General features: G+C 66.1%; 29 protein-coding genes. 19 read left to right on the plus strand and 10 right to left on the minus strand.

Annotated features, from left to right (window positions below):
* The 4 genes from QO207_RS29775 to QO207_RS29790 form a co-directional block, all read left to right on the plus strand.
* The coding region (locus QO207_RS29775; protein ID WP_301535844.1) for an aminotransferase class I/II-fold pyridoxal phosphate-dependent enzyme at window positions 1–576 on the plus strand (576 nt) is incomplete at its 5' end.
* Between the two features lie 9 nt (window positions 577–585).
* Window positions 586–1,188, plus strand: a complete 603-nt coding sequence (locus QO207_RS29780) for a glutathione S-transferase family protein (protein WP_301535845.1) — start codon at window positions 586–588, stop codon at window positions 1,186–1,188.
* A 393-nt stretch (window positions 1,189–1,581) separates the two neighbouring features.
* The gene (locus QO207_RS29785; RefSeq protein ID WP_301535846.1) at window positions 1,582–2,043 is read left to right on the plus strand and encodes a bacteriohemerythrin; all 462 of its coding nucleotides are present in this window, start codon (window positions 1,582–1,584) and stop codon (window positions 2,041–2,043) included.
* A gap of 97 nt (window positions 2,044–2,140) precedes the next feature.
* Window positions 2,141–2,992: a cache domain-containing protein gene (locus QO207_RS29790; protein WP_301535847.1), complete on the plus strand. Its 852-nt coding sequence runs from the start codon at window positions 2,141–2,143 to the stop codon at window positions 2,990–2,992.
* Window positions 2,993–3,055: 63 nt separating this feature from the next.
* Here the strand turns inward: QO207_RS29790 and folE are convergent, their stop codons facing one another.
* The 4 genes from folE to QO207_RS29810 all read right to left on the minus strand — a co-directional run bounded on the left by folE (window position 3,056) and on the right by QO207_RS29810 (window position 5,462).
* A complete protein-coding gene (gene folE / locus QO207_RS29795; RefSeq protein ID WP_045208675.1) occupies window positions 3,056–3,601 on the minus strand; it encodes a GTP cyclohydrolase I FolE in 546 nt (181 codons plus the stop codon).
* A gap of 143 nt (window positions 3,602–3,744) precedes the next feature.
* Window positions 3,745–4,302, minus strand: coding sequence for a Smr/MutS family protein (locus tag QO207_RS29800; RefSeq protein ID WP_301535848.1), 558 nt, complete (start codon window positions 4,300–4,302; stop codon window positions 3,745–3,747).
* Between the two features lie 70 nt (window positions 4,303–4,372).
* A complete protein-coding gene (locus QO207_RS29805; RefSeq protein WP_301535849.1) occupies window positions 4,373–4,693 on the minus strand; it encodes a hypothetical protein in 321 nt (106 codons plus the stop codon).
* A 172-nt stretch (window positions 4,694–4,865) separates the two neighbouring features.
* Window positions 4,866–5,462 (minus strand): cysteine hydrolase family protein, encoded by a 597-nt coding sequence (locus tag QO207_RS29810; protein WP_301535850.1) that lies wholly within the window; start codon window positions 5,460–5,462, stop codon window positions 4,866–4,868.
* Window positions 5,463–5,642: 180 nt separating this feature from the next.
* Here QO207_RS29810 and prmB point away from each other — a divergent pair, with 180 nt between their 5' ends.
* Window positions 5,643–6,557, plus strand: a complete 915-nt coding sequence (gene prmB / locus QO207_RS29815; protein WP_301535851.1) for a 50S ribosomal protein L3 N(5)-glutamine methyltransferase — start codon at window positions 5,643–5,645, stop codon at window positions 6,555–6,557.
* Between the two features lie 243 nt (window positions 6,558–6,800).
* Here prmB and QO207_RS29820 read toward each other — a convergent pair whose 3' ends face one another.
* Window positions 6,801–7,586 (minus strand): hypothetical protein, encoded by a 786-nt coding sequence (locus QO207_RS29820; RefSeq protein ID WP_301535852.1) that lies wholly within the window; start codon window positions 7,584–7,586, stop codon window positions 6,801–6,803.
* Between the two features lie 49 nt (window positions 7,587–7,635).
* The gene (locus QO207_RS29825; RefSeq protein WP_301535853.1) at window positions 7,636–8,682 is read right to left on the minus strand and encodes an alpha/beta hydrolase; all 1,047 of its coding nucleotides are present in this window, start codon (window positions 8,680–8,682) and stop codon (window positions 7,636–7,638) included.
* Window positions 8,683–8,804: 122 nt separating this feature from the next.
* On the opposite strand from QO207_RS29825, the gene aroC reads away from it, so the two are divergent.
* From aroC to QO207_RS29855, 6 genes are all read left to right on the plus strand, one after another.
* A complete protein-coding gene (aroC, locus tag QO207_RS29830; protein WP_301535854.1) occupies window positions 8,805–9,896 on the plus strand; it encodes a chorismate synthase in 1,092 nt (363 codons plus the stop codon).
* Window positions 9,897–9,971: 75 nt separating this feature from the next.
* Complete coding sequence (locus QO207_RS29835) at window positions 9,972–11,132, plus strand: MFS transporter (RefSeq protein ID WP_301535855.1); 1,161 nt, start codon at window positions 9,972–9,974, stop codon at window positions 11,130–11,132.
* A complete protein-coding gene (locus tag QO207_RS29840; RefSeq protein ID WP_301535856.1) occupies window positions 11,116–11,742 on the plus strand; it encodes a methylthioribulose 1-phosphate dehydratase in 627 nt (208 codons plus the stop codon). The genes QO207_RS29835 and QO207_RS29840 overlap by 17 nt, the downstream gene beginning before the upstream one ends.
* Window positions 11,743–11,787: 45 nt before the next feature.
* Window positions 11,788–12,333 (plus strand): acireductone dioxygenase, encoded by a 546-nt coding sequence (locus QO207_RS29845; protein ID WP_301535857.1) that lies wholly within the window; start codon window positions 11,788–11,790, stop codon window positions 12,331–12,333.
* A 169-nt stretch (window positions 12,334–12,502) separates the two neighbouring features.
* On the plus strand, window positions 12,503–13,186 hold the full coding sequence (gene mtnC / locus QO207_RS29850) for an acireductone synthase (RefSeq protein WP_301535858.1): 684 nt from the start codon (window positions 12,503–12,505) through the stop codon (window positions 13,184–13,186).
* An 86-nt stretch (window positions 13,187–13,272) separates the two neighbouring features.
* The gene (locus QO207_RS29855; RefSeq protein ID WP_301535859.1) at window positions 13,273–13,464 is read left to right on the plus strand and encodes a PLDc N-terminal domain-containing protein; all 192 of its coding nucleotides are present in this window, start codon (window positions 13,273–13,275) and stop codon (window positions 13,462–13,464) included.
* Between the two features lie 644 nt (window positions 13,465–14,108).
* On the opposite strand, the gene QO207_RS29860 is transcribed toward QO207_RS29855, so the two are convergent.
* The gene (locus tag QO207_RS29860; protein ID WP_301535860.1) at window positions 14,109–14,636 is read right to left on the minus strand and encodes a dihydrofolate reductase family protein; all 528 of its coding nucleotides are present in this window, start codon (window positions 14,634–14,636) and stop codon (window positions 14,109–14,111) included.
* A 68-nt stretch (window positions 14,637–14,704) separates the two neighbouring features.
* Between QO207_RS29860 and QO207_RS29865 the strand changes: the two genes are divergently transcribed.
* Together QO207_RS29865 and QO207_RS29870 are read left to right on the plus strand one after the other, a co-directional pair.
* A complete protein-coding gene (locus QO207_RS29865; protein ID WP_301535861.1) occupies window positions 14,705–15,283 on the plus strand; it encodes a TetR/AcrR family transcriptional regulator in 579 nt (192 codons plus the stop codon).
* 24 nt (window positions 15,284–15,307) lie between these two features.
* Window positions 15,308–15,841 (plus strand): methylated-DNA--[protein]-cysteine S-methyltransferase, encoded by a 534-nt coding sequence (locus QO207_RS29870; protein WP_301535862.1) that lies wholly within the window; start codon window positions 15,308–15,310, stop codon window positions 15,839–15,841.
* On the opposite strand, the gene QO207_RS29875 is transcribed toward QO207_RS29870, so the two are convergent.
* Both QO207_RS29875 and QO207_RS29880 read right to left on the minus strand, forming a co-directional pair.
* Window positions 15,838–16,314: a methylated-DNA--[protein]-cysteine S-methyltransferase gene (locus tag QO207_RS29875; protein WP_301535863.1), complete on the minus strand. Its 477-nt coding sequence runs from the start codon at window positions 16,312–16,314 to the stop codon at window positions 15,838–15,840. The genes QO207_RS29870 and QO207_RS29875 overlap by 4 nt on opposite strands.
* Window positions 16,315–16,316: 2 nt before the next feature.
* Window positions 16,317–17,222: a DNA-3-methyladenine glycosylase gene (locus QO207_RS29880; RefSeq protein ID WP_301535864.1), complete on the minus strand. Its 906-nt coding sequence runs from the start codon at window positions 17,220–17,222 to the stop codon at window positions 16,317–16,319.
* Between the two features lie 193 nt (window positions 17,223–17,415).
* Between QO207_RS29880 and speE the strand changes: the two genes are divergently transcribed.
* From speE to QO207_RS29895, 3 genes are all read left to right on the plus strand, one after another.
* A complete protein-coding gene (gene speE / locus QO207_RS29885; protein ID WP_301535865.1) occupies window positions 17,416–18,276 on the plus strand; it encodes a polyamine aminopropyltransferase in 861 nt (286 codons plus the stop codon).
* A 310-nt stretch (window positions 18,277–18,586) separates the two neighbouring features.
* Window positions 18,587–20,662, plus strand: a complete 2,076-nt coding sequence (locus QO207_RS29890) for an LTA synthase family protein (RefSeq protein WP_301535866.1) — start codon at window positions 18,587–18,589, stop codon at window positions 20,660–20,662.
* Window positions 20,663–21,488: 826 nt separating this feature from the next.
* Complete coding sequence (locus tag QO207_RS29895; protein ID WP_301535867.1) at window positions 21,489–22,274, plus strand: sulfite exporter TauE/SafE family protein; 786 nt, start codon at window positions 21,489–21,491, stop codon at window positions 22,272–22,274.
* Between the two features lie 18 nt (window positions 22,275–22,292).
* On the opposite strand, the gene QO207_RS29900 is transcribed toward QO207_RS29895, so the two are convergent.
* The gene (locus tag QO207_RS29900) at window positions 22,293–23,309 is read right to left on the minus strand and encodes an AraC family transcriptional regulator (RefSeq protein ID WP_301535868.1); all 1,017 of its coding nucleotides are present in this window, start codon (window positions 23,307–23,309) and stop codon (window positions 22,293–22,295) included.
* 146 nt (window positions 23,310–23,455) lie between these two features.
* Here QO207_RS29900 and QO207_RS29905 point away from each other — a divergent pair, with 146 nt between their 5' ends.
* The 3 genes from QO207_RS29905 to QO207_RS29915 form a co-directional block, all read left to right on the plus strand.
* Window positions 23,456–24,931: an NAD(P)/FAD-dependent oxidoreductase gene (locus QO207_RS29905; protein ID WP_301535869.1), complete on the plus strand. Its 1,476-nt coding sequence runs from the start codon at window positions 23,456–23,458 to the stop codon at window positions 24,929–24,931.
* Window positions 24,915–25,877, plus strand: coding sequence for an alpha/beta hydrolase (locus QO207_RS29910; RefSeq protein WP_301535870.1), 963 nt, complete (start codon window positions 24,915–24,917; stop codon window positions 25,875–25,877). The genes QO207_RS29905 and QO207_RS29910 overlap by 17 nt, the downstream gene beginning before the upstream one ends.
* Window positions 25,874–26,128, plus strand: a 255-nt coding sequence (locus tag QO207_RS29915) for an SDR family NAD(P)-dependent oxidoreductase (RefSeq protein WP_301535871.1), incomplete at its 3' end; no start/stop codon positions are given. The genes QO207_RS29910 and QO207_RS29915, both read left to right, overlap by 4 nt.

Below are 26,128 nucleotides of genomic sequence, written 5' to 3' on the forward strand. Positions count from 1 at the left end.
CTGGTGTTCGACCAGGGCGCGGCGACCCCGCTGGTCAGCCGCCTGAAGAAATCCAGCTGGATCTACACCGGTACCGTGTCCAAGACGCTGCTGCCGGGCCTGCGCGTGGGCTTTCTGATCGCCACCCCGGACCTGTTCCCGCACCTGCTGCGCCTGAAACAGTCCGCCGACCTGCACACCAACCGCGTCGGCCAGTGGCAGGCGTTGCAGTGGTTCGGCACCGAGGCCTATCGTGGCCACCTGGCCGAGCTGCGCGATTTCTACCGCATCCGCCGCGACGCCATGCAGGCGCAGCTGGAGGAGCATTTTGGCGAGCTGGCCGCGTGGAACGTACCCCAGGGTGGGCTGTTCTTCTGGCTCAAGCTCAGGCAGCCTCTGGACACCCGCACTTTGCTGGACGCGGCGCTGGCGCAGAACGTGGCGTTCATGCCCGGCGAACCCTTCTTCACCGAACCGGATGCCAACCCCGGCTACTTGCGGCTCAACTTCAGCCACGTGGCGCCGGAGCGCGCGGGCGAGGGCCTGCGCCGCCTGGCTGCAGTCATCCGTGAAGCACAAGCGGCCAAGGCCGACTGAGGAGCGAGCATGTACACCGTCTACGGCGACCGGCTTTCCGGCAACTGCTACAAGGTCAAACTGGCCCTGCACCTGCTCGGCCTGCCTTACCAGTGGCGCGATATCGACATCCTCAAGGATGAGACGCAGACCCCCGAGTTCCTCGCCATGAACCCCAACGGCAAGGTGCCGGTGCTGCAGCTGGAGGACGGCACCTGCCTGTGGGAGTCCAACGCCATCCTCAACTTCCTCGCCGACGGCAGCGACCTGCTGCCTCGCGAGCCGCGCCTGCGCACCCAGGTGCTGCAATGGCAGTTCTTCGAGCAGTACAGCCACGAGCCCTACGTGGCGGTGGCGCGCTTCATCGAGTTCTACCTCGGCCTGCCCGAGGAGCGCCGCGAGGAATACGCGCGCTGCCACAAGGGTGGCTACAAGGCGCTGAAGGTGATGGAGAAGCAGCTGGAGCAGACGCCGTACCTGGTGGGTGACAGCTACTCCATCGCCGATATCACCCTGTACGCCTACACCCACGTGGCGCACCAGGGCGGCTTCGACCTGGCGAACTTCCCGGCGATCAATGCCTGGATGGCGCGGGTGGCTGATCATCCCCGGCATGTGGCGATGCAGGACTGATCGCCACGCCTGTTGATTGAAAGCGCCGCTTCCCTGGAAGCGGCGTTTTTCGTTGCGGGTCAAAAGAATGGGGCAGGGGGCGTAGGAGCGGACTCCGTCCGCGATCGTTTTCCGGCCACTCCGAGCGCCGAGCCGGCCGGTTGTCTATCGCGGACGGAGTCCGCTCCTACGCAAGGTCTTGCTTTTGATGTGTTGAAAAGCGGCAATTTGCCATCAGATGTTTCTGGAAAAACCGCTCTAAACCGCGGATTTCGCGGTTCCGGGGTTGACCGGCATCATGGCGGCGTTTTGCCGCCCTCCCTAATCTGGACGCGCTGCCATGCAGGATTGTGTACCGATGTGGCTGGGTGCGAGCGGCAGGCAGTGTCGTTGCCCGGCAGGGGGAGGGAAAATATGGCCTATCTGGTCTGGCAGGCGGATCTCGATACCGGGATCGGAGTGATCGATGCACAACACAAGCGCATCGTCGAAATGATCAACCAGTTGCACGAGGCCCAGGCCCATCACGATCGAGCCCTGCTCGGCGGCGTGATCGAGGAGCTGGTCGACTACACCCTCTCGCATTTCGCCTTCGAGGAGACCCTGCTGGAGGACTCCGGCTACCAGTTCACCCGCGCGCACAAGAAGGTCCACGAACTCTTCATCAAGCGCGTTTCCGATTACCGCGTGCGCTTCGAGGCCGGCGAGGACGTCGCCGAGGAGCTCAAGGGCCTGCTCGGCCGCTGGCTGTTCAACCATATTCGCAATGATGACGCCAACTACGTGGACGCGGTGAAGGCGTCCATGCACGATCTGACCCGCGACCAGGGGCATGGCGGCTGGCTGGCCCGCTCGATGAAGCGATTCTTCGGCTGAATCGCCCGCTGTTTCGGCAGTGAATGCCGCAGCGAATCGCCCCCGGCTGGCTATGCTTCGTGCACAACTAAAAGCAATGCCACGGGGGTATTCGCGCATGAAGACGCTGTTGAAGTCACTGCTGCTGCTTTCGTTCCTGTCGTCCTTCCCATTGTTCGCCGCCCAGCCGAGCGCCACGCAGGGCTCGGAGGACCAGCGCGCCAAGGCGTTGCTGTCCAAGGCGGTGGCCGCCTACAAGCAGGAAGGTGACAAGGCCTTCGCCGCGTTCAGCCGCCAGGGCGAGTTCGTCGATGGCGACCTCTACGTCTTCGTGGTGGACAGCAAGGGCACCATGCTCGCCAGCGGTGGGCCGTCGGTGGTGTTGATCGACCGCGACGTTTCATCCACCCTCGATCCCTCGCTCCAGCAGCAGTTCGCCAAGGCGCTGAAGTCGCCGGAAACCGGCAAGGTGCAGCAGGCCGACTACCGCTGGAAAAACTGGGCGGACGGCAAGGTCGAGCGCAAGCACGTCTATTACCAGCGCGTCGGCGAGCGCTTCCTCGCCGTGGGCTACTACATCCCGCGTGCTTCGGCGCAGCAGGCGGCGGCCATGCTGGACAAGGCGGTGAAAGCCGTCGAAGCCGACCCGGAAGGCACCTTCAAGAAGATCACCGCGCGGGACAAGGCGTTCATCGAGGATGACCTTTACGTCTTCGTGGTCGACCTGGACACCTCGAAGTTCGTCGCCCATGGCTTCAACACGCGGATGGTCGGCACCGACTTCGAATCGCTCAAGGACCCGGGCGGCAACCCCATCGGTCACGCCATGCTGGAACTGGCCAAGTCCAAGGGCGACGCCGAGTTCGAGTACCAGTGGCGCAACCCGGTGACCAGCAAGGTGGAGAACAAGCACGCCTTCCTGCGCAAGGCCGGGCACTACCTGGTCGCGGTGGGTTACTACACCCGCTGAGGCCTTTTCCGCAGGCACAAAAAACCGGCCCTTGGGCCGGCTTTTTCATGGCGGCGGTTCGCCTCAGCGGATCAGGCTGAGGAATTCGCTGCGGGTGGCGGCGTTCTCGCGGAACTCGCCGAGCATCACCGAGGTGACCATCGAGGAATTCTGCTTCTCCACGCCGCGCATCATCATGCACATGTGCTTGGCTTCGATCACCACGGCCACGCCCAGCGCGCCAGTGACCTGCTGCACGGCCTCGGCGATCTGCCGCGACATGTTTTCCTGGATCTGCAGGCGGCGGGCGTACATGTCGACGATGCGCGCGACCTTCGACAGGCCCAGCACCTTGCCGTTGGGGATGTAGGCGACGTGGGCCTTGCCGATGAAGGGCAGCAGGTGGTGCTCGCACAGCGAGTAGAGCTCGATGTCCTTGACCAGCACCATTTCGCTGTTGTCGGAGCTGAACAGGGCGCCGTTGACGATCTCCTCCAGCGTCTGCTGGTAGCCGCGGCAGAGGTACTGCATGGCCTTGGCGGCACGCTTGGGCGTGTCGAGCAGGCCTTCGCGGGTGACGTCCTCACCGAGCTGGCTGAGGATCGCGGAGTAGTTTTGTTCCAGGGACATGATCTACCTGTGGCAATGACAAAAATAAAAACCGTGGCGCAGGGTAGGGCGCTCAGCCTTGGCTGGCAAGGCCTGGGCGCCGGTTGGCGCGTTATGCCCGGTGGTTTGTCGCCGGGTGTGCGGTGGGGGCTTGTGCGAGCGATCTACTCGTCGCGGCCTTCGAGCATGGTGCGCCGCAGCATCACGTAGATGGCGCCGGTGCCGCCGTGGCGCGGCAGGCAGGAAGCGAAGCCGAGCACCTGCGGGTGCTGGCGCAGCCAGGTATTCACGTGGCTCTTCACCATCGGGCTGCGGCCATCGATGCGCGCGGCCTTGCCGTGGGTGACACGGACGCAGCGGATTTCGAAACGGGTGGCTTCGGCGATGAAATCCCAGAGGGTTTCGCGGGCGGTCTCGATCTTCATGCCGTGCAGGTCGAGGCTGCCTTCGAAGGCGATCTGGCCGGCCTTGAGCTTGCGAATCTGGCCTTCCTGGACGCCGTCGCGAGCCCAGTAGAGTTCGTCTTCCGGGCCGACGTCGATGACGAACTGGTCGGACAGGCCATCCACGCGGATGTTCTCGGTGCGCACGGTTGCGTTCTGCCGCAGCTCCTTGAGCTGCTTGCGGTCGGCCTTGGGCTTGCCGGTGTCGGCCTGGTCCACGGTGATGCGCCTGACGCCGCGCATCTCGCTGGCGAACTGGGAAAAATCGTCATCTTGCATGCGCACCTCCTCAAAGAGCCGCGCAGTTTAACGGATCGCGCCGGTCCTGCGGAAATGCGCGCTGTGGGGCTCAGTCGCGGCGCTTCATCAGCCGCGGTGACAGGCTCAGCCCATCGCGGCCACGGGCGCGACGGCGCGCGGCGCGCCAGAAGGTGACGCCCAGCCACAGGCAGAGCAGGCCGATCACCAGCAGCACGGCGCCGGCGCCCGGTTCGATGTACAGTACGCCGACAGCAGGCTGGCGACGCAGGAGGGCGGCCACGCCGGCCATGCTGGACAGGATGCCGAAGGTGGCGATTACCGCGGCGATCGCGGCGGCGAAGCGCCAGCGCCAGCGGCCCGAACGTTTCGGGCGCATGCTGGGTGGATCGAATTTATCGGTCATCTTCATCCCGACTTCCTCATCTATTGAACGAGGCTATGACCGGGCGGGATTGGTGGGGTTCCAACCCCTGGCTCGGGAAAAGCGGCGAACCAGCTGCACAGCGGGTTCGCGGGCCCTCGCGGCTAAGCTGAGCGCATCCGCGGGCGGCTGTCGTTGCCGCCCGTCGGGAGGGCAGGCCTCAGACCAGCGCGTGGGCCTGGGCGACCACGGCGGCGAAGTTGTCGCCCAGGGCGGCGATTTCGGCGCGGTGCAGGTCGCGGGCGGCGAGCACGCCACCTTCGGGGGTGGGAATGTCGCGGGTGGCGCAGGCGGCGTCCACCAGGGTGCAGCGGTAGCCGTAGTCCTTGGCGGCGCGGACGGTGGTGCTGATGCTGGAGTGGGTCATGAACCCGCAGACGATCAGGTCGAGGCGGCCGCTGGCCTGCAGGCGGTCATGCAGGTCGGTGCCGGCGAAGGCGTTGGGAAGGCGCTTGTCCACCACCACCTCGCCCGGCAGCGGGGCCAGTTCGGGCAGGAAGCGGCCGCGCGGGCCCTGCGGGTCGAGCAGGCCGCCGACCACGCCCAGGTGGTGCACGTGGACGATCGGGGTGCCCATGTTCCGGGCCGTCTCCAGCAGCAGGCGAATCTGCGCCACCGCGGCGTCCAGGTCGGGCAGGGCCAGCACGCCGCTGCGGTACTCCTCCTGGGCATCGATGATCAACAGAGTGCTCTGGCGCAGGGTGGCCGGCGGATATCCGCGCCCACTGATCTGCAGCATGCTGAGCGGATGGGACATGTCTGGACTCCTGTAAATGCATGTTCACTCATTGTGGGCCGTAACGCGTCTGCTGTGAATCTTTGCGAACTCGCGCCAAAGTGGTATTGGCATTCTTCTCAGGAACTGGCTGGCGGCCCCCCAGAACGCCCCCGTTCCGCTAGAATGCGCCCCTTTTTGCGAGCTGCGAGGACTGCTGCCGTGACCGAATCCCGTTTGCTGACCCTGCGTGACCACATCCGCTGGGCCGTCAGCCGCTTCCACGCCGAGGAACTGTTCTTTGGCCACGGTACCGACAACGCCTGGGACGAAGCCCGCCAGCTTGTACTGGGAGGGTTGCACCTGCCCTGGGAAATGGCCGATGCCTACCTCGATTGCCGCCTCGAAGACGAGGAGCGCGAGTACCTGATGCACCTGCTGCGCCGGCGCATCGACGAGCGCGTGCCGACCGCCTACCTGCTGGGCGAGGCCTGGTTCTGCGGCATGCCCTTCGTCGTCGACGAGCGCGTGCTGGTGCCGCGCTCGCCCATCGCCGAACTGATCGAGCGCCGCTTCGAGCCGTGGCTGGCGGCGGACCCTGCGCGCATCCTCGACCTGTGCACCGGCTCGGGCTGCATCGGCATCGCCTGCGCCAGCGCCTTCCCGGAGTCCGAGGTGGTGCTGGGCGACCTGTCGTTCGATGCCCTGGAAGTGGCGAACATCAACATCGAGCGCCACGAGCTGGGCGAGCGCGTCTACACCGTGCAGGGCGATGGCTTCGCCGGCCTGCCGGGCCAGCGTTTCGACCTGATCGTGTCGAACCCGCCCTATGTCGATGCCGAAGACTTCGCCGACATGCCCGCCGAGTACCACCACGAGCCCGAGCTGGGCCTGGCCTGCGGAGACGACGGCCTGGACCTGGTGCGGCGCATGCTGGCCGAGGCCGGGGACCACCTGACCGAGCGTGGCACGCTGGTGGTGGAGGTGGGCAACAGCCAGGTGCACGTGGCGGCGCTCTACCCGGAAGTGGACTTCACCTGGCTCGATTTCGAGTACGGCGGCCACGGCGTGTTCCTGCTTTCGGCGCAGCAGTGCCGGGAGCATCAGGACCTGTTCAAGGCGCGCATCAACGCCTGAGGCACCCTGTAGGAGCGAGCTTGCTCGCGAACGGTGCTTGCCGGCAGTGGCGAGGCTGGGCGGTTCGCGAGCAAGCTCGCTCCTACGAAAAGCCAGCCGGGTGAGATGGTGCGGGCTTCAGCCTATCGCGGACGGAGTCCGCTCCTACGCGGAGGTGGGCTTTGGGTAGGAGCGGACTTCGTCCGCGATGGTTCGACGGCCGCTGCGGTATTCCGAACGGCGCAAGCGTCTACCCGCCACGGATCAATGCGTGGCAATCCAGATGAGCAGCCCGGCCTGGAACACGGCGAACACCGTCAGGCAGGCGATGGTGAAGCGCAGGCTGGAGTCGTCGCGGCGGAAGGTTTCGATACGCTGCTCCAGGCGGCGAATCTCGTTGGACTGGCTGGCCAGGTTCTGGTCGGCCTGCTCCAGCATGGCGCCGGCTTCCAGCAGCGGCAGTATCTGCACCTTGTCCTTGTGCCAGTCGTCATACAGTTCGCTGACCCGGCCGACGCTGTAGCGCGCCTTGAGCAGCCGGGTGTCCTCGTAGACCACGTCGAAGCCCTGGGCGCGCAGGAAATGGTCGCGGCGCTGGCGGGACTCCTCGTTGGGCGTGTCCTTGAAGGCCAGCGCGCCGCCCTCGACGCGGTAGTGCGAGAACTTCTTTTTTGCCCAGGCCACTCCCTGCGCCAGGAGAAAACGCCCGAGGCCGCGGTTCAGTGGTTCGGTGGCGAAGCCCGAATCGGCGCCGAAGCGCACTTCCTTGCTGCGGTGGTCCGCCCAGACCTCCAGCAGGTTCACTTCCTTGCGCAGCACCTGGCCGGGCACCTGCACGGTCAGGCGCAGCACGCTCTGCTCGGCGTTGTGGCGCTCCACCCGGCCCAGTTGCACGAAGCGCAGCGGCCTCGCGCCGGTGCTGCGGTCGGTGGGCAGCGGCGCCAGGCGCAGCAGGCGATAGTGTTCCGGCGCCAGCTCCGACCACGGGTGTGGGCGCGGTGCGGCGCTCTCCTCGGGGGTGGCGGCAGCGGTCTGTTCGGCTTCGGTCATGGGGATCTACCTCGGGGCCTGGCGGGCGTGGCCAGGGCTCTCCCGTGGTTTATCGACGCACCGGCGGATTTCTTGAGACGTTCGCTCCAGATGCGTCGTCGTTCCCGGCCAGGGTACTGCCGGGCAGGCTCTGTGCGTGCCGGATGAAAGTCGTGAGGCGCTGCACCAGCTCGCGGGCCAGCGGCAGGTTGGGGTTGTTGTAGGAGGCCAACTGTTGCGGCCCGCTGGTCGGGACGATGCGCAGGATGTGGTTCATCCCGGAGATCACGAACAGCTCGCTGTCGGGCTTGGCGCGCTTGAGCGCCTCGGCGTCCTCGACGCCCACCTGGATGTCGTTGCTGCCTTGCAGGATCAGGGTTGGCAGCTTCAGATCGGCAAACGCCCGCGCCGGGTCCTGGCGGAACAGCGAGATCAGGTAGGGCTGCACGCTGGGGCGGAACAGCACCTTGAGCGGCTCCTGCACATTGGGCTGCAGCTGTCCGGCCTGCAGGCCGTCGATCAACTGGTCGGCCTGGGCCAGCAGCGGTGGCGGCAGGCGGCCTTGCAGCTGCTCGCGCAGCACTTCGCCGATGGGGCGGGCGCTGCCGGCCAGGGCGACCAGCGCCTCGGCATGGGAGTGCGGTGCGGCGAGGCTGGCGATCAGCGCGCCTTCGCTGTGGCCAATGAGAATCTGCCGGCCGAAGCGCGGGTCGCGGGCCAGCTTGTCGCTCCAGGCCACCACGTCGCTGACGTAGGCGTCGACGCTGAGTTCTTCCTCGCGCGGCGCGGCCGGCAGGCTGCGGGCCACGCCGCGCTTGTCGTAGCGCACGCTGGCGATGCCGTTCTCCGCCAGGGTCTCGGCGAGCTTGCGCAGGTAGGCGTTCTGCCCGCCCTCGGGGTTGTTGCCGTCGCGGTCGGTGGGGCCGGAGCCGGCGATCAGCAGGGCCACCGGCGGTGGGCTCTGCGGCTGGGAGGGCGGGGCTTGCGGCAGCAGCAGGGTGCCGCGCAGCACGCCGTGGCCGGTGTCCAGGTCATAGGGGCGCTGCAGGATGCTGGTAGGGGCGGCCTGGGCGAGGGAGGCGAGAAAAACGAGGCAGAGCAGGGCGAGACGACGCATCGAGGACTTCACGATGGGGCTGATGGCGCTTTGATCCTCGCGGGCGGCGAAGGTTCGCAGGGCGGATTGACGCAGGTATACTGCTCGGCCTTTTCGATACCAGTCTTTTCGCGGAGCCTCGCATGTCCGGCAACACCTACGGCAAGCTGTTCACCGTCACCACCGCTGGCGAAAGCCACGGCCCGGCGCTGGTCGCCATCGTCGACGGCTGCCCGCCCGGCCTGGAGATTTCCCTGGAAGACCTGCAGCGCGACCTGGACCGCCGCAAGCCCGGCACCAGCCGCCACACCACCCAGCGCCAGGAAGCCGACGAGGTGGAAATCCTCTCCGGCGTGTTCGAGGGCAAGACCACCGGCACGCCGATCGGCCTGCTGATCCGCAATACCGACCAGAAGTCCAAGGACTACTCGGCGATCAAGGACCTGTTCCGCCCGGCCCACGCCGACTACACCTACCACCACAAGTACGGTGTCCGTGACTACCGTGGCGGCGGCCGTTCCTCGGCGCGCGAAACCGCCATGCGCGTGGCCGCCGGCGCCATCGCCAAAAAGGCCCTGGCGGGCATGGGCATCCGCGTGCGCGGCTACATGAGCCAGCTCGGCCCGATCGAAATCCCCTTCAAGACCTGGGACAGCGTCGAAGACAACGCCTTCTTCAGCCCCGACCCGGACAAGGTGCCGGAGCTGGAGGCCTACATGGACCAGCTGCGCCGTGACCAGGACTCGGTCGGCGCGAAGATCACCGTGGTCGCCGAAGGCGTGCCACCGGGCCTGGGCGAGCCGATCTTCGACCGCCTGGACGCCGAACTGGCCCACGCACTGATGAGCATCAACGCAGTGAAGGGCGTGGAAATCGGCGCCGGCTTCGCCAGCGTCGCCCAGCGCGGCACCGAGCACCGCGACGAGCTGACCCCGGAAGGCTTCCTGTCGAACAATGCCGGCGGCATCCTCGGCGGCATCTCCTCCGGCCAGCCGATCGTCGCCCACCTGGCGCTCAAGCCGACCTCCAGCATCACCACTCCCGGTCGTTCCATCGACGTCGATGGCAACCCGGTGGACGTGATCACCAAGGGCCGCCACGACCCGTGCGTGGGCATCCGCGCCACCCCCATCGCCGAGGCGATGATGGCTATCGTGCTGCTCGACCATCTGTTGCGAAACCGTGCTCAGAATGCTGATGTGAAGGTTGGCACGCCGGTCCTCCGTCAGCTGTGAATCGCGGGCTACAGGCTGCAGGCTATAGGCGGCAGGTAACAGCCGCTCTTTCCTGCGGCCTGTAGCCTGCCGCTTATGGCCGCTCTTCCGTACTGTCGTCTGTCCAGTTTCTACTTCTTCTACTTCTGCCTGCTGGGCGGGACGGCGCCATTTCTCGCGCTGTATTTCCATCACCTGGGCTTCTCCAGCGCGCGTATCGGCGAGCTGGTCGCCATCCCCATGCTGATGCGCTGCGTGGCGCCGAACCTGTGGGGCTGGCTGGGCGACCGCAGCGGCCAGCGGCTGGCCATCGTGCGCTTCGGCGCGGTGTGCACGGCGCTGTGCTTCGCCGGCATCTTCCTCGGCCACAGCTATGCCTGGCTGGCGCTGATCATGGCGGGGCACGCGTTCTTCTGGCATGCCGTGCTGCCGCAGTTCGAAGTGATCACCCTGGCGCACCTGAGCGGGCGCACCGAGAGCTACAGCCGCATTCGCCTGTGGGGCTCCATCGGCTTCATCTGCACGGTGGTCGGCCTCGGCTGGCTGTTCGAGTTCGCCAGCCTGGATGCCTATCCGCTGGCGTTGCTGGCGATCATGCTCGGCATCGTCGGTGCCAGCTGGTGGGTGCCCAACGCCCAGCCGCTGGCGCGGCAGGATGAAGCCGGCGCCGGCGGCTTCCTCCAGCAACTGCTCAGGCCCGGCGTGCTCGCCTTCTACCTGTGCGTGTGCCTGATGCAGCTGTCCCACGGCCCGTACTACACCTTCCTGACCCTGCACCTGGAAGCCCTCGGCTACGCTCGCGGGCTGATCGGCCAGCTCTGGGCGCTGGGCGTGGTGGCCGAGGTGCTGCTGTTCCTGGTCATGCCGCGCCTGCTCAAGCGCTTTTCCCTGCGCCAGGTGCTGGTGGCGAGCTTCCTGCTGGCGGCTCTGCGCTGGTTGCTGCTGGGCACGCTGGCCGGGCATCTGCCGGTGCTGCTGTTCGCCCAGTTGTTGCACGCGGCGACCTTCGGCAGCTTCCACGCCGCGGCCATCCATTTCGTCCAGCGCAGCTTCCAGGCGCGCCAGCAGGGGCAGGGCCAGGCGCTCTACGCCGCGCTTGCCGGCACCGGTGGCGCGCTCGGCGCACTTTACTCCGGCTACAGCTGGGGTAGTCTTGGCCCGGCCTGGACTTTCGCCATCGCCAGCGTGGCCGCGCTGGCGGCTGCCCTGATCATCTGGACCCGTCTGAACGAGGACCCACATGCACACCACCCGTGAACAACTGACCCAGCAGATCATCGAGGCCGGGCGCTTCCTCTATGGCCGGGGCTGGTCGCCGGCCACCAGCAGCAACTACTCGGCGCGCCTGGCCGCCGACCGCGCGCTGCTCACGGTGTCCGGCAAGCACAAGGGCCAGCTGGGCGTCGACGACGTGCTGGAAACCGACCTCGCCGGCAACAGCCTGGAGCCAGGCAAGAAGCCCTCGGCAGAAACCCTGCTGCACACGCAGTTGTACGCCTGGCGCCCGGAGATCGGCGCGGTGCTGCACACCCACTCGGTGAACGCCACCGTGCTGTCGCGCCTCACCGCTGGCGACCGCCTGGAGCTGGAAGACTACGAACTGCAGAAGGCCTTCGCCGGCGTCACCACCCACGAAGGCCACATCACTGTGCCGATCTTCGACAACGACCAGGACATCGCCCGCCTGGCCGCCAAGGTGCAGCCCTGGCTGGAAGAGCACCCGGATTGCCCGGGTTACCTGATCCGCGGCCACGGTCTGTACACTTGGGGCCCACGCATGGCCGATGCCCTGCGCCAGATCGAAGCCTTCGAATTCCTCTTCGAATGTGAACTGAAAGTATTGAGCCTTCGCGGCGGCACACGCTGAGCGAACCCAGCCCGCTTTTGAAAGAAAGCCCTGAAGGACAAGCCCATGAGCAGCCTGACCGTCTACCACGAGTCCAATCCCGAGCAGCCACTGAAGCTGCTGACCCACGCCGAAGACATCGCCGCCACCCTGGCCGAGCTTGGCGTGCGCTTCCAGCGCTGGCAGGCCAATGCGCCCATCGCGCCCGGCGCCAGCCAGGAAGAGGTGATCACCGCCTACCAGCATGAAATCCGCCGCCTGCAGGAAGAGCAGGGCTACGTCACGGTCGACGTGATCAGCCTGAACGCCGACCACCCGCAGAAGGACGAACTGCGCGCCAAGTTCCTCGACGAGCACCGCCATGGCGAGGACGAAGTGCGCTTCTTCGTCGCTGGCCGCGGGCTGTTCACCCTGCACATCGAGGACCATGTCTACGCCGTGCTGTGCGAGAAGAACGATCTGATCTCGGTGCCGGCCGGCACCCGCCACTGGTTCGACATGGGCGAGCGCCCGCACTTCGTCGCCATCCGCCTGTTCAACAACGCCGAGGGCTGGGTCGCGAAGTTCACCGGTGATGGAATCGCCAAGCAGTTTCCGCTGCTGGAAGACTGAAACGCAGTAGTCGCCGCGTAGCAGAGCGTTCCTTGCTCTTCGTAGGAGCGAGCTTGCTCGCGAACAAACCCCGCTGCGGAATCTGTTCGCGAGCAAGAACTGGGCGTCCCCCTCGCTCCTACATGGACACACCGTCCGCGGGTAATAGCAGCGGGCCAATGGAGTTCCCATGCCGATCAAAGCCATCCTCACCGACATCGAAGGCACCACCAGCGCGGTCAGCTTCGTCTTCGACGTGCTCTTCCCCTACGCCGCCGCGCACTTGCCGGACTACGTGCGCGAGCACGCCGACGAGCCGGCGGTGGCCGAGCAATTGGCCGCCGTGCGCGCGGAAAGCGGCGAGGCGAATGCCGATACCGAGCGCTGCGTGCAGATACTGCTCGGCTGGATCGCCGAAGACCGCAAGGCCACGCCGCTCAAGGCCCTGCAGGGCATGGTCTGGGCGCAGGGCTACCGCGCCGGCCAGCTCAAGGGCCACGTCTACCCGGATGCGGTGGATGCGCTGCGCCACTGGCACACCGAGGGCTACAAGCTGTACGTCTATTCCTCCGGTTCGATCCAGGCGCAGAAGCTGATCTTCGGCTGCTCCGAGGCGGGCGACCTGACGCCGCTGTTCTCCGGCTACTTCGACACCACCAGCGGGCCCAAGCGTGAGGCCGCCTCCTACCAGCGCATTGCCGCCGACCTCGGCCTGGCGGGCGAGGAAATCCTCTTTCTCTCCGACGTGGTGCAGGAGCTGGACGCCGCGCAGCAGGCGGGCATGCAAACGGTCGGCCTGGCCCGCGAGGGCGGTGCGCTGGAAGGCCACGAGACGGTCGCGAGCTTTGCGCTGATCGATCCGGCGCGGGTCTGAGCTTCAGCCTTCAAGGCGTGCCCGTGTCGTTGCGGCGCGGGCGGCTATGCTGAAAGGGACGACCAACTCCCGAAAGGATATTCAGCATGGGCTCTACCCTGAGTGGCTTGATCAGCCTGATCATCTTTGCCCTGGATATCTGGGCGATCATCAGTGTGTTGAAAAGCAGTGCGGAGATGCCGATCAAGATCATCTGGATTCTGGTGATCATCATCCTGCCGCTGATCGGGCTGCTGATCTGGGCGATTGCGGGGCCGAAGGGCAACGTGAAGATCTGAGTGGGACGCTGCAGGTTTTCCTGTAGGAGCGGAGCTTCTCCGCGATGCTCTTGCTTTGGGTTGGGTGTGTTTGCGCCGCATCGGCGTGCGCGTTGGCCTCGTGTTTCGCCCCCTCGGGCGAGTCCCTTTTGTCAAACGTCGGATAGCCGCCCTCCCAAAAGGAACCAAAAAGTCTCGCCCCTGCCATCCGGCTTTTCGCTTCGCGAAAAGTACCCTCGGTTCCTCGGAGTTCCAGGGGCCCGCGTTGACGGGCCATCCCTGGCCCGACAACGCTCTCGCGACATCCATGTCGCTCAACCCCTGAAACTCCGATCACCTTCGGCCTCCTGAAAGGGGCACTTGGCGTGCGCGGATATTTCGGTGGAAGACCTCAAGAGCCAAAGCGGAAGCGCCGGTCTTGACGCTCTTGTAGGAGCGGAGCTTCTCCGCGAATCGCCGACAGGCGATGGTCGACGGAATATCCCTGTGACTACCGCTCCCGCCGCAACGGATTCGCGGACAAGGTCCGCTCCTACGGGGGGGGCTGCGGGGCCTTCGTAAGGCGAATAACGTGTCAGCGTTATCCGCCGTCGCAGGGTGCACCGGTGCCTGGCCGGGCTGTAGGAGCGAGCTTGCTCGCGAACCGCCCCGCGCCGGAGCTCCCGTCAATCGAACCGATAATGCATCCGCACACAGCCCGGCTCGATGACCTTGGCCGACAACAACGTCGGCGATGCCCGCAAACCCGTCGCGGGGAACAGCGCAAAGCCGCCGCCGATGATCTCCGGCATCACGTAGATCTCCAGCTCATCCAGCGCGCCGCGTTCCAGGAAGGCCATCTGCAACTGACCGCCGCCGAGCATCCACACGTCGCCATCGTCCAGCGCGCGCAGTTCGGCGATCAGCGCGTCGATATCGCTGCGGGTTTCCAGTGGACCCTTCGGGGCGTCGATGGGGCGGGAGGTCACCACCAGCACGCGCTGCGCTCCATAGGGCCAGGGGCCGGGGTCGGCGGCGAGGAAGTCATAGGTCGCGCGGCCCATGACCACGGTGCGGATGCGCTGGAGGAACAGGCCGTAGTCGTGTTCGCCCAGCTGCAGCTGGTCATGCTTGAACAGCCAGTCCAGCCCGTGCTGCGGGGTGGCGATGAAGCCGTCGAGGCTGCTGGCGATGTAGCCGAGAATCCTGGCCATTAGGGGGCTCCGTGGGTAAGCTTTGCGCCAATATATAAATGAATGTTCATTTATAAAAGAGGCATGGCATGGCTCGAACCAAGACGGTCAGCGACCAAACGATACTCGACGCCGCGATGGCGCTGATGGTGCGCGAAGGGCCGGAGGCGGTGACCTTTGCCGCCGTCGGCCGCGAAGTCGGGTTGTCCGCCGCGACCCTGGTGCAGCGCCACGCGACCAAGGCGGATTTCCTCCGCGCCGTGCTGCTGCGCGCCTGGGATCGGCTGGACGAACAGACCGTGCAGCTCGATGCCAGCGCCGAGCTGAGCCCGGAGGGCGCGGTGCGGATGTTGGTGGCGATGTTCCCGGTGGGCGAGGGCGAGACGGACTACGCCGAAGGGCTGTTGATCCTCCGCGAGGACATGCGCGATCCGCAGCTGCGTGAGCGCGGAGCCCAGTGGGGCGCGGCGCTGGCTGCGGCGCTGGGCCGGCGCCTGAGCGATGACCCGCACCGGCAGGCGCTACTCGGCCGACTGATGGCCAGCCAGTGGCAGGGCGCGCAGCTGTGGTGGGCTTTCGAACGCCGGGGCGATGCGGCCAGTGCCATCGGCGCAGAGTTGCGGCGCTGGTGCGAGGTCGTGCTGAAGGCGGAAAGGGTTGCGGGATAAGGCTTGGGGATGGAGACTCGTCCGATGCATTACTGCCTGATAGAAACTGACCTCGGCTGGTTCGGACTCGCCTGGAGCCCGCAGGGAATCACGCGTGCCTATCTGCCGGGCGATTCCGTGCACAGCGTGCGCGAGCGTTTCGACAAGCTCGGCAGCGAGTCCGCGCAGTGGCCGGCATTCATCGACGAGGCGCGCCAGCTGATCCTGGGGTATGCGCGCGGCGAGGCGGTGTCCTTCGACAATCTGCCGCTGGACCTGTCTACCGCCAGTGATTTCCATCGCCGCGTCTACGACGACATTCTCCAGCTCGGGCGCGGGGAAACCACGACCTATGGCGAAATCGCCCGGCGCCTGGGCGATGTCGGCTTGTCCCGTGCGGTAGGGCAGGCGATGGGCAGCAACCCGATCCCGCTGATCATTCCGTGCCACCGGGTACTCGCCAGTGGCGGCAAGACCGGTGGCTTCTCCGCGCCGGGCGGCAGTACCTCGAAGATGCGCATGCTGGCACTGGAAGGCTACGTGGACCCGCAGGCTGCGCAGAGCGCTTTCGATTTCTAGGCCGACTCCAGCGCGCCCTCCAGGCGCAGCAGCAGTTCCTTGCGTGGCAGGCCGCCGGCATAGCCGGTAAGGCTGCCGTTGCTGCCGATTACCCGGTGGCAGGGCACGATGATGCTGATCGGGTTGGCGCCGTTGGCCGTGCCCACCGCGCGAATTGCCCTGGGCCGGCCGATGCGCCGCGCCAGCTCCGCGTAGACGGTGGTGTAGCCGTAGGGAATCTCCAGCAGCGCCTGCCAGACCTGGCGCTGGAATTCTGTGCCACCGGTGTTCAGGCGCACGTCGAAGCGCTGGCGTTTGCCGGCGAAATATTCGTCCAGCTGCCGCGCCACGTCGTCCAGCAGCGGGTGGCCCTGTTGCCAGTCCGGCTGCGGATAGTGGCGGGTCTCCAGGTCCATGTAGAGCATTCGCAGCCCGTCTTCGTCGCCGGCCAGCAGCAGGCGGCCGGTGGGGCTGTCGTGGTAGCGGTAGTGCATGGTCATCCTCCGGTGCGGCCCGCCTGGGAATAGGCGTGCCACAGATAGACGGCGGCGTAGGCGCGCCAGGGGCGCCAGGCTTCGGCGCGGCGTTGCAGTTTGCGGGCGGTGATGCCTTCGGTGCCCCACACCGGTGACTTGAGCAGGCCCAGGTCGGCGGCGGGGAAGGCGTCTGGATCGCCGAAGGCGCGCAGGGCGACGTACTCGGCAGTCCATGGGCCGATGCCGGGGAGGGCGCAGAGGCGCTTCACCAGGTCGTCGGCACCGTTGTCCACATGCAGCTCCAGCGCGCCGCTGGCGCAGGCGGCGGAGAAGCGCTGCAGCGTCTCCACCCGTTTGCCGGGCATGCCGATACCGGCGAGATCGGCTTCGGCCAGTGCCTCGGGCGTGGGGAACAGGCGGGTTGGCTGGCCTTCTATGTCTCCGGGCAGCGCTTCGCCGAGTCGCTGCACCAGCCGCCCGACTATGGTCACCGCGGCTTTCACCGTGACCTGCTGGCCGACGATGGCGCGCACCGCCTGCTCGAACGGGTCATACGCGGTGGGCAGGCGTAGGCCGGGGGCCTGCTGCAGCAGCGGGCCGAGGATGGCATCGCCGCCCAGGTGTTCGGCGATATGCGCAGGGTTGCTGTCCAGGTCGAACATCTTGCGCACTCGCGCCGTCAGCAGCTCGTGGTGCCGGGCTGGCAGGTGCAGCTCCAGTTCCAGCTCGGCGGACTCCTCCAGCGGTGTGACGCTGAACCAGCCGCTGTCCGCGCCCAGTCGCACGCTGCGGGCATAGCGCTGCGGCGACAGGCATTCGACGCCGGCCAGACTGCGCAGGGCGAAGTGGCCGTAGAACTGCAGCCAGTCCCAGGGGGCGTGGTAGGGCAGGCGGATGATGCGGGACTCGGAGGCTGTGTTTTTCATGCTGCGACCATACCTGCTGGGCGTCGGGCTGTCGTCCCGCGCCTGACTTTCAAACTGGCGCGGCCGGGCTTCCTTATAGAGGGCGCCGACGGCAGGGTTCGACCTGTCATCCTCCGGCACGTAGAATGCGCGCCTCTTTCGGGGCGGCCCGGCCGCCCCCTCCTTGTGTCTTGTCCCGACGGGAGCCCACTGCATGCACGATTACCAGGAAACCCTCTACGACGGCTATGGCCAGCGTTTCAGCGTCGACAGGATGCTCCACGAGGTGCGCACCGAGCACCAGCACCTGGTGATCTTCGAGAATGCCCGCATGGGCCGGGTGATGGCGCTGGACGGCGTGATCCAGACCACCGAGGCCGACGAGTTCATCTACCACGAGATGCTCACCCACGTGCCGATCCTCGCCCATGGCAACGCCAAGCGCGTGCTGATCATCGGCGGCGGCGACGGCGGCATGTTGCGCGAGGTGTCCAAGCACGCCAGCGTCGAGCACATCACCATGGTCGAGATCGACGGCACCGTGGTCGACATGTGCAAGGAATTCCTGCCCAACCACTCCCAGGGCGCCTTCGACGACGCGCGGCTGAACCTGGTGATCGACGACGGCATGCGCTTCGTCGCTACCACCCGCGAGAAGTTCGACGTGATCATCTCCGACTCCACCGACCCGATCGGGCCGGGCGAGGTGCTGTTCTCGGAGAACTTCTACCAGGCCTGCCACCGCTGCCTGAACGAGGGCGGCGTGCTGGTGACGCAGAACGGCACGCCGTTCATGCAACTGGACACCGTGCGCAACACCGCCGGCCGCATGAACGGCCTGTTCGCCGACTGGCACTTCTACCAGGCGGCCGTGCCGACCTACATCGGCGGCTCGATGACCTTCGCCTGGGGCTCGACCAACCCGGCGCTGCGCAAGGTCGACTCCGCCACCCTGGCCCAGCGCTTTGCCGCCAGCGGCATCCAGACCCGTTATTACAACCCGGCGATCCACCAGGGCGCCTTTGCCCTGCCGCAGTACGTGCTGCAGGCCATCGGCAAGCCAGCCAACGACTGATCACTGCGCTGCTGCGCGCCAGCGTCAGGGTGTTTCCTGGCGCTGGCGCGGTCATGACATTTTCTTCACGCGTCATCCGGCATCATGGCCGCCCTCTGGCGGTCCCAGTTCCGTGCCGGTTCTCATTCGCATCATCTCGAAACGATTCCCCGGCCAGGCTTAAGGTCCGCTTAAGCGCCACACAATAGAATGCGCCGCCGCAGCTTTTGCGGTGTAATGCCGCAGCCTTTCGCGCTCGCGCGGGCAACCCTTGCTGCCCGGCCATGGCGATGCGTCTTCGAACCCGAAACGTTCACAACGGAACCTAGAAATGGGCCAATCAGAAGTCCTGACCAACCGCCAGACCGGTGCGAGCCTCACGCGGCCGACCGTGTCCAGCCACCTGGCGTTCACCGCGCTCAGCGTCGTCGCGCTGATGGTGATGTTCTCCCTGCTGCGCCTCGCGCTGTTCATCTATAACCGCGAGCTGATCGGCAGCACGCCGGCCTCCACCTTCGTCGAAGCCTTCATCACCGGCCTGCGTTTCGACATCCGCGTGGTGGTCTACATCGTCGCGCCGCTGGTGTTCGCCATTGCCAGTGCCCGTGCCATGGGCTGGCGCTGGCTGTGGAAGGCGTGGCTGACCATCACCGCCAGCCTGACGCTGTTCCTCGGCGTGCTGGAGATGGACTTCTACCGTGAATTCCACCAGCGCCTGAACAGCCTGGTGTTCCAGTACATGTCCGAAGACCCGAAAACGGTCATGAGCATGATCTGGTACGGCTACCCGGTCGTCCGCTACCTGCTGGCCTGGGCCATCGCCACCTGGCTGCTGTACATGCTCTTCCGTGGTATTGACCGCGCGACCCGGCCGAGTGCTTCGGGCGCATCCGCTGCTGCCTGGTACGTTCGCGTTGGTGTGCTGCTGGTGGTGGTCCTGCTGTGCGTCGTCGCCGTCCGCGGCACCCTGCGCCAGGGCCCGCCGCTGCGCTGGGGCGATGCCTTCACCACTGACTCGATGTTCGCCAACCACCTGGGCCTGAACGGCACGATGACGCTGATCAAGGCCGCCGAGGACCGCTTCGGCGAGGACCGCGCGAACATCTGGAAGTCGACCCTGCCGGACGCCCAGGCTCGCGACACCGTACGAGAGATGCTGCTGACGCCCAACGACAAGCTGGTCGATGCCGACGATGCCGCCATCCGCCGCGACTTCACCCCGCCGGCCGACGGCACCCTGCCGGTGAAGAACGTCGTGGTGATCCTGCTGGAAAGCTTCGCCGGTCACTTCGTCGGCGCGCTGGGCGGCGAGGGCAACATCACGCCGTACTTCGACAAGCTGTCGAAGGAAGGTCTGCTGTTCACCCAGTTCTTCTCCAACGGCACCCACACCCACCAGGGCATGTTCGCCACCATGGCGTGCTTCCCCAACCTGCCGGGCTTCGAATACCTGATGCAGACGCCCGAGGGTGGCCACAAGTTCTCCGGCCTGCCGCAGCTGCTGTCGGCGCGCCAGTTCGAGGACACCTACGTCTACAACGGCGACTTCGCCTGGGACAACCAGTCGGGCTTCTTCGCCAACCAGGGCATGACCTCGTTCATCGGCCGCAATGACTTCGTCAACCCGGTGTTCTCCGACCCGACCTGGGGCGTGTCCGACCAGGACATGTTCTCCCGCGGCAACGAGGAGCTGGACAAGCTCGAAGCCACCGGCAAGCCGTTCTATGCGCTGCTGCAGAGCCTGTCGAACCACGTGCCTTACGCACTGCCCGCCGACCTTCCGGTGGAGCGCGTGACCGGCCATGGCAGCCTCGACGAGCACCTGACCGCCATGCGCTACTCCGACTGGGCGCTGGGCCAGTTCTTCGAGAAGGCCAAGAAGTCGCCGTACTACAAGGACACCCTGTTCATTGTGGTCGGTGACCATGGCTTCGGCGCGCCCGAGCAGCTGACCGAGATGGACCTGTTCCGCTTCAACGTGCCGATGCTGATGATCGCTCCGGGCATCCAGGAGAAGTACGGCGCGACCCGCGACACCGTCGGCACCCAGGTCGACATCGTGCCGACCATCATGGGCCGCCTGGGCGGCGAGACCCGCCACCAGTGCTGGGGCCGCGACCTGCTGAACCTGCCTGAAGGCGACAAGGGCACCGGCGTGATCAAGCCCTCCGGTAGCGAGCAGGTGGTGGCGATCATCAATGGCAACCGTATCCTGATCAAACCCAAGGAAGGCGATATCCGCGTCTATGACTACAAGGTCGGCAAGGACTTCGGCGTGACCCGCGTGGAGAACGCGCCGGACCAGGAAGCGTTGCGTGTCCGTCTGGAATCCTTCATCCAGACCGCCACCAAGAGCCTGCTGAACAACACCGCTGGTGTGGTGGACGGCAAGCCGGACGCGAAGTGATCGCGCGGTAAGTAAAAAGGGGCCTGCGGGCCCCTTTTTCATTGGCTCTTCGTAGGAGCGAGCTTGCTCGCGAACAGATTCGCCGGCAGTTCCATCGCTGGGCGGTTCGCGAGCAAGCTCGCTCCTACGTAAAGCGTGCGGAGTCCCGCCCGTAGGAGCGGACCTTGTCCGCGAAATCCATCGCGGCGGACGAGGGAGTCAAAGGGATATTCCGCCAGCCATCGCCTGCCGGCGATTCGCGGAGAAGCTCCGCTCCTACAAGAGCGTGCGTACCGCTTTGGCTCTGAAGGTTTCCAGAGAAATGCCCGCGCACTCCGAACGGCCCCGTTCAGGAGGCCTCGTTGAAGTGGAGTTTCAGGGGTTGAGCGACATGGATGTCGCGAGAGCGGCGATGGGCCAGGGATGGCCCTTCGCAGCGTGCCCCTGAAACTTCGCTTCAACGAGGGTATTTTTCGCCTAGGCGAGAAACCGGATGTCCGGGGCAAGACCTTTGCCTTCTTTGGGTGGGGCGGCCATCCGTCGTTTGCCAAAGAAGGTCGCCCGAGGGGGCGAAACAAGAAGTCCATGCACACGCCGAAGCGGCGCAGGAACACCTAAGCCAACGCAGCGAACCTGCAACCATGCGCCGGCTCTGCCGGCCGGATCGCGGCCATGTCCCGGTCCTGTAAAGGCCGTTCCAGACGCTGCGAGTGGTCAAAGCGTCGCGGGATAAACGGTTAAAAGAAGTTATAAAGTAAGACCACATCGGTCTAATGGATTATAAGAAAACTGGTTATCCTCGCCGCCACACCACGAGGTGATCAGTTTCGCCAGTCAGGACGCGTAGATGGATGTTGGCAATATCGGTTTCGTAATCGCGGGTCTTGTCGTTGGCTTTATCGTGGGAATGACCGGTGTCGGCGGCGGTTCGCTGATGACCCCGATTCTCCTCTGGTTCGGTATCAACCCCGCTGCCGCAGTGGGCACCGACCTGCTCTATGCCGCCATCACCAAGTCCGGCGGCGTCCTGGTTCACCGCAAGAACGACAACATCGACTGGCGTATCACCGGCTGGCTGGCCCTGGGCAGCGTCCCGGCGGCGGCGCTGACGCTGCTGTTCCTGCACAGCCTGCACACCGATACCGCGGCCATGAACGCCGTGATCAAGAACGCCCTGGGTGTCGTGCTGCTGCTCACCGCGCTGGCGGTGCTGTTCAAGAAGCAGGTGCTGGCCTTCGCCCAGCGCCATGCCGGCGACAGCTTCCACTTCAGCGGCTCGAAGCTGAACACCCTGACCGTGATCACCGGTGCCATCCTCGGCGCTATGGTCGCGCTGACCTCCATCGGCGCCGGCGCACTGGGCACCGTGGCGCTGTTCATCCTCTATCCGTTCCTCGCTACCCGCCGCCTGGTAGGCACCGAGATCGCCCACGCCGTGCCGCTCACCCTGGTCGCCGGCCTCGGCCACGCCAGCATGGGCAACATGGACTGGGGCCTGCTGGGCTACCTGCTGATCGGCTCGCTGCCGGGCATCTACGTCGGCAGCCACCTGGCCGGGCGAATTCCGGACGGCATCCTGCGCCCTTGCCTGGCGTTGATGCTGGCGATGATCGGCTACAAGCTGGTTTTCTAAGCCCCTTCCAGAGCGAGATCAGCCGCGGCGGAAACGCCCCGGCGACACGCCTTTCCAACGGCGGAAAGCGTGGATGAAATTCGATACCTCGCCATAGCCGAGCCGCTCGGCAATCTCCTCCAGACGAATCGCCCCGGTGGCCAGCAACTCTTCGGCCAGCGCCTGGCGCACTTCATCCAGCAAGGCGCGATAGCTGCTGCCCTCGGTTTCCAGCCGGCGGCGCAGTGTGCGCGACGTCATGTGCAGTTCGTCTGCCAGTTGCTCCATGTCCGGCAGCCGCCCCGGCGTGCCCAGCAGGCGGTCGCGAATCTGCCCGGACAGCCCGGTGCGCACCTGGCGTCGGGCGAGCAGGGCGCGGCATTGTTCCTCGCAGCGCCGCGCCACTTCCGGGTTGGCGCCGGGCAGCGGCAGTTCGAGGATGCGGCTGTCGAAGACGATGCGGTTCTCCGCCTGGCCGTAGAGCGGCGTGACTCCCAGTACTTCGATGTACGGCTGCAGATCGGCTGGCGCCTCGCGGCGGAACAGTGCCTGGCGGATCGGCGGCGGCTGGTTGGTCAGGTCGCGCTGGATGCGCAGCACGCCGCCACCGTCGCGGTCGATGAGGAAGTCGCGCAGGTCTTCCGGCACCGCTGCATCGTCCAGCACCAGATGCGCCTCACCGTCGTGTTCCTCCAGCGTCATGCGGTGGAAGGCGTAGGTCAGGTCCAGATAGCGCAGGCCCAGGTGCGCCGCGCTGAGGAACGTCGAGCTGCTGAGCAGGGCGAAGCCCCAGATGCCGTAGGTGTTGAGGTGATAGCGCAGGCCGGCCTTGAGGCCGATACCGGGGCGCTGGCCGATCTGCCGATTGATGTTGCGCAGCAGTTCCAGCTCCTGGGCGGCTTCCACCTCGGCGCCAGGGTCGGCGAGTACGCTGATGTCCAGGCCGGTGCCGTCGAGGCACTGCTCCAGGGTCATGCCATGGTCGAGGCCGAACTGGGTCATCAGTTGCACGCTGATGGCGCTGCGCCGGGGCGACCAGGCTGGGGTGGCAGGCATCGGAACCTCGGCTTTCAAATGACCGAAAATCAGGGGTGACCGAAAGTCACAATTTTATGTCCGACTATGCCATAACCCGCGGCGGGAAGTCGCACTAGGATGGTGTCATCCGCCGCCGTGCGGACTTCGAAACCGGGAGCACAACAATGACAACATCATCCCGTCGATCGGCCGCCCCGCGCGTGCTGATCATCGGTGCCGGCTTTGCCGGCCTGGGTCTGGCGATCCGCTTGCAGAAGGCGGGCATCCAGGACTTCCTGATCCTCGAAAAGGCCGCCGACGTCGGTGGCTGCTGGCGCGAGAACGTCTATCCGGGCGCCGCCTGCGACGTGCCTTCGCACCTGTATTCCTTCTCTTTCGAACCCAAGGCCGACTGGTCGCGCAAGTTCGCGCCCCAGGCGGAAATCCTCGACTACGTGCGGCACTGCGCGGATAAGTACCGCCTGCGCGAGCGCATCCGCTTTAACTGCGAAGTGCGCGAGGCGAGCTTCGATGAAGCGGCCGGCGAGTGGCGGGTGACCTGCGCCGACGGCGAGGAGCTGCGCGCCCAGTCGCTGGTCTGCGCCCTCGGCCAGCTGAGCCGTCCGCTGATCCCGAAGTTGCCGGGCATCGAGCGCTTCCAGGGCAAGGCCTTCCACTCCGCGCAGTGGGACCACGGCGCGCCGCTGGGGGGCAAGCGCGTCGCGGTGGTCGGCACTGGCGCCAGTGCCATCCAGTTCGTCCCGCAAATTGCTCCGCAGGTGGCCGAGCTGCTGCTGTTCCAGCGCAGCGCCGCCTATGTGATTCCCAAGCCGGACCGCCCCTACGCGGACTGGGAGCGCCGCATCAAGGCACAGCTGCCCTGGTTGCAGCGCCTGGACCGTGGGCTGAAGTACATCCAGCACGAAGCCCGCGCACTGGCCTTCACCGTGTTCCCGCCGATGATGAAACTCATGCGGATCAGCTTCCACCTGCACATGCGCAAGAGCATCAGCGACCCGCAGCTGCGCGCGCGGCTACAGCCGGATTACCCCATGGGCTGCAAGCGCATCCTGATCAGCAACGACTACTACCCGGCGCTGGCGCGCAGCAACGTGAAGCTGGTGGATACCGGTATCCGCGAAGTCACCGAGGACGCCATCGTCACCCGTGACGGCGTGCGCCATCCGGTGGACACGCTGATCTACGGCACCGGATTCGCCGCCACCGAATTCCTCGCGCCGATGCGCATCACCGGCCTGGGCGGGCGTGAACTGAACCAGGCCTGGAGCGACGGTGCCGAGGCCTTCAAGGGCATCAGCGTCAGCGGCTTCCCAAACTTCTTCATCCTCTACGGGCCGAACACCAACCTGGGGCACAACTCCATCATCTACATGCTGGAGAGCCAGTTCCCCTACGTGCTCAGTTGCCTGCAACGGATCCAGCAACAGGGCCTGAAGTACCTGGACCTCAAGCCGCAGGCCCAGCAGGGCTTCAACCGCCAGTTGCAGCACGACCTGCAGCACACCATCTGGGAACGCGGTTGCAGCAGCTGGTACAAGACTGCCAGCGGGCGCAACACCGTGAACTGGCCGGGCTTCACCTTCCGCTATCGCCAACAGACCCGTCAGCCGGAGTTTGCCGACTATGACTGCATCCGTTGAACCGCAACTGCCACTGTCGACCCGCCAGAAGCTGCTGACGGCCACCCTACGCGGTACGCTCAACCTGCTGTTCCGCGGGCTGATGGGCCCGCAGTTGCCGGTGAAGGCGCAGCGCGCTCTGCTGCGCGGGCTGACCGCCGCCACGCTGACTCCCCGTGGCGTGCAGCGCGAGCAGACCACCCTGGGCGGGGTGCCCGCCGAAGTCTGGCGACCGCAAGGCGTKGGTGAGGGCGGGGTGATCCTCTACCTGCACGGCGGCGCCTACCTGATCGGCTCGCCGGCCACGCACCGGGCGATCACCGCCAACCTGGCGCGACGCTGCAAGGCCGAGGTCTGGGTGATCGACTACCGCCTGGCGCCCGAGCATCGTTTCCCCGCCCAGCGTGAGGACGCCGTGGCGGCCTACCGCGCGCTGCTCGACAAGGGCATTCCCGCGCACGCCATTGCCGTGGCCGGTGACTCCGCCGGCGGCCACCTGACCCTGCAGCTGGCGTTGCAAGCCAAGTCCCTGGGGCTGCCGATGCCGGGTGCGCTGGTGACCTTCTCGCCGGTCACTGACCTTTCCGCCGAGCACCTGCATGCGCCGGCAGCGGGCGACCCGCTGATCACCCGCGCCTGGATGGACAGCGCCATGGAGATGTTCTGCCCACCGGGAATGCCTAGGGCGGACGCGCAACTGTCGCCCTTGCACGCTGACCTCAGCGGCCTGCCGCCGTTGCTGATCCAGGTCGGCGAGGACGAGGTGCTGCGCAACGACAGCCTGCGCTTCGTCGATGCGGCAAGGCGTTACGGCAACACCGTGCAATTGCAGCGCTTCCCCGGCTGCTGGCATGTGTTCCAGGCCCACGCCGGCCTGCTGGACGTGGCCGATCGCGCGCTGCAGGACGTTGCCGAGTTTCTTGCCAGCCATCTGCAGCCCGCCAGCCGGCAAGGAGCGCCACGATGAACACCATCCTGATCAGCGGAGCGGCCTCGGGCATCGGCGCTGCTACGGCGAAACTGTTCCACCGGCAAGGCTGGCGCGTCGGCCTGCTCGACCTCAACCCAGAACCCCTGGCGGCGTTGGCTGCCGATCTGGCTGGCGCCAAGGGCGGCTCGGGCTACCCGATGGCCTACAACAGTTGCCTGACGGCCATGACCGACAACCGCATCAAGGAACTGCAGGCGCTGTCCGATTGCCAGGAAGGCGACTTCAAC

It is taken from the genome of Pseudomonas sp. CAN1 (assembly GCF_030462585.1).
Classification (GTDB): Bacteria; Pseudomonadota; Gammaproteobacteria; order Pseudomonadales; family Pseudomonadaceae; genus Pseudomonas.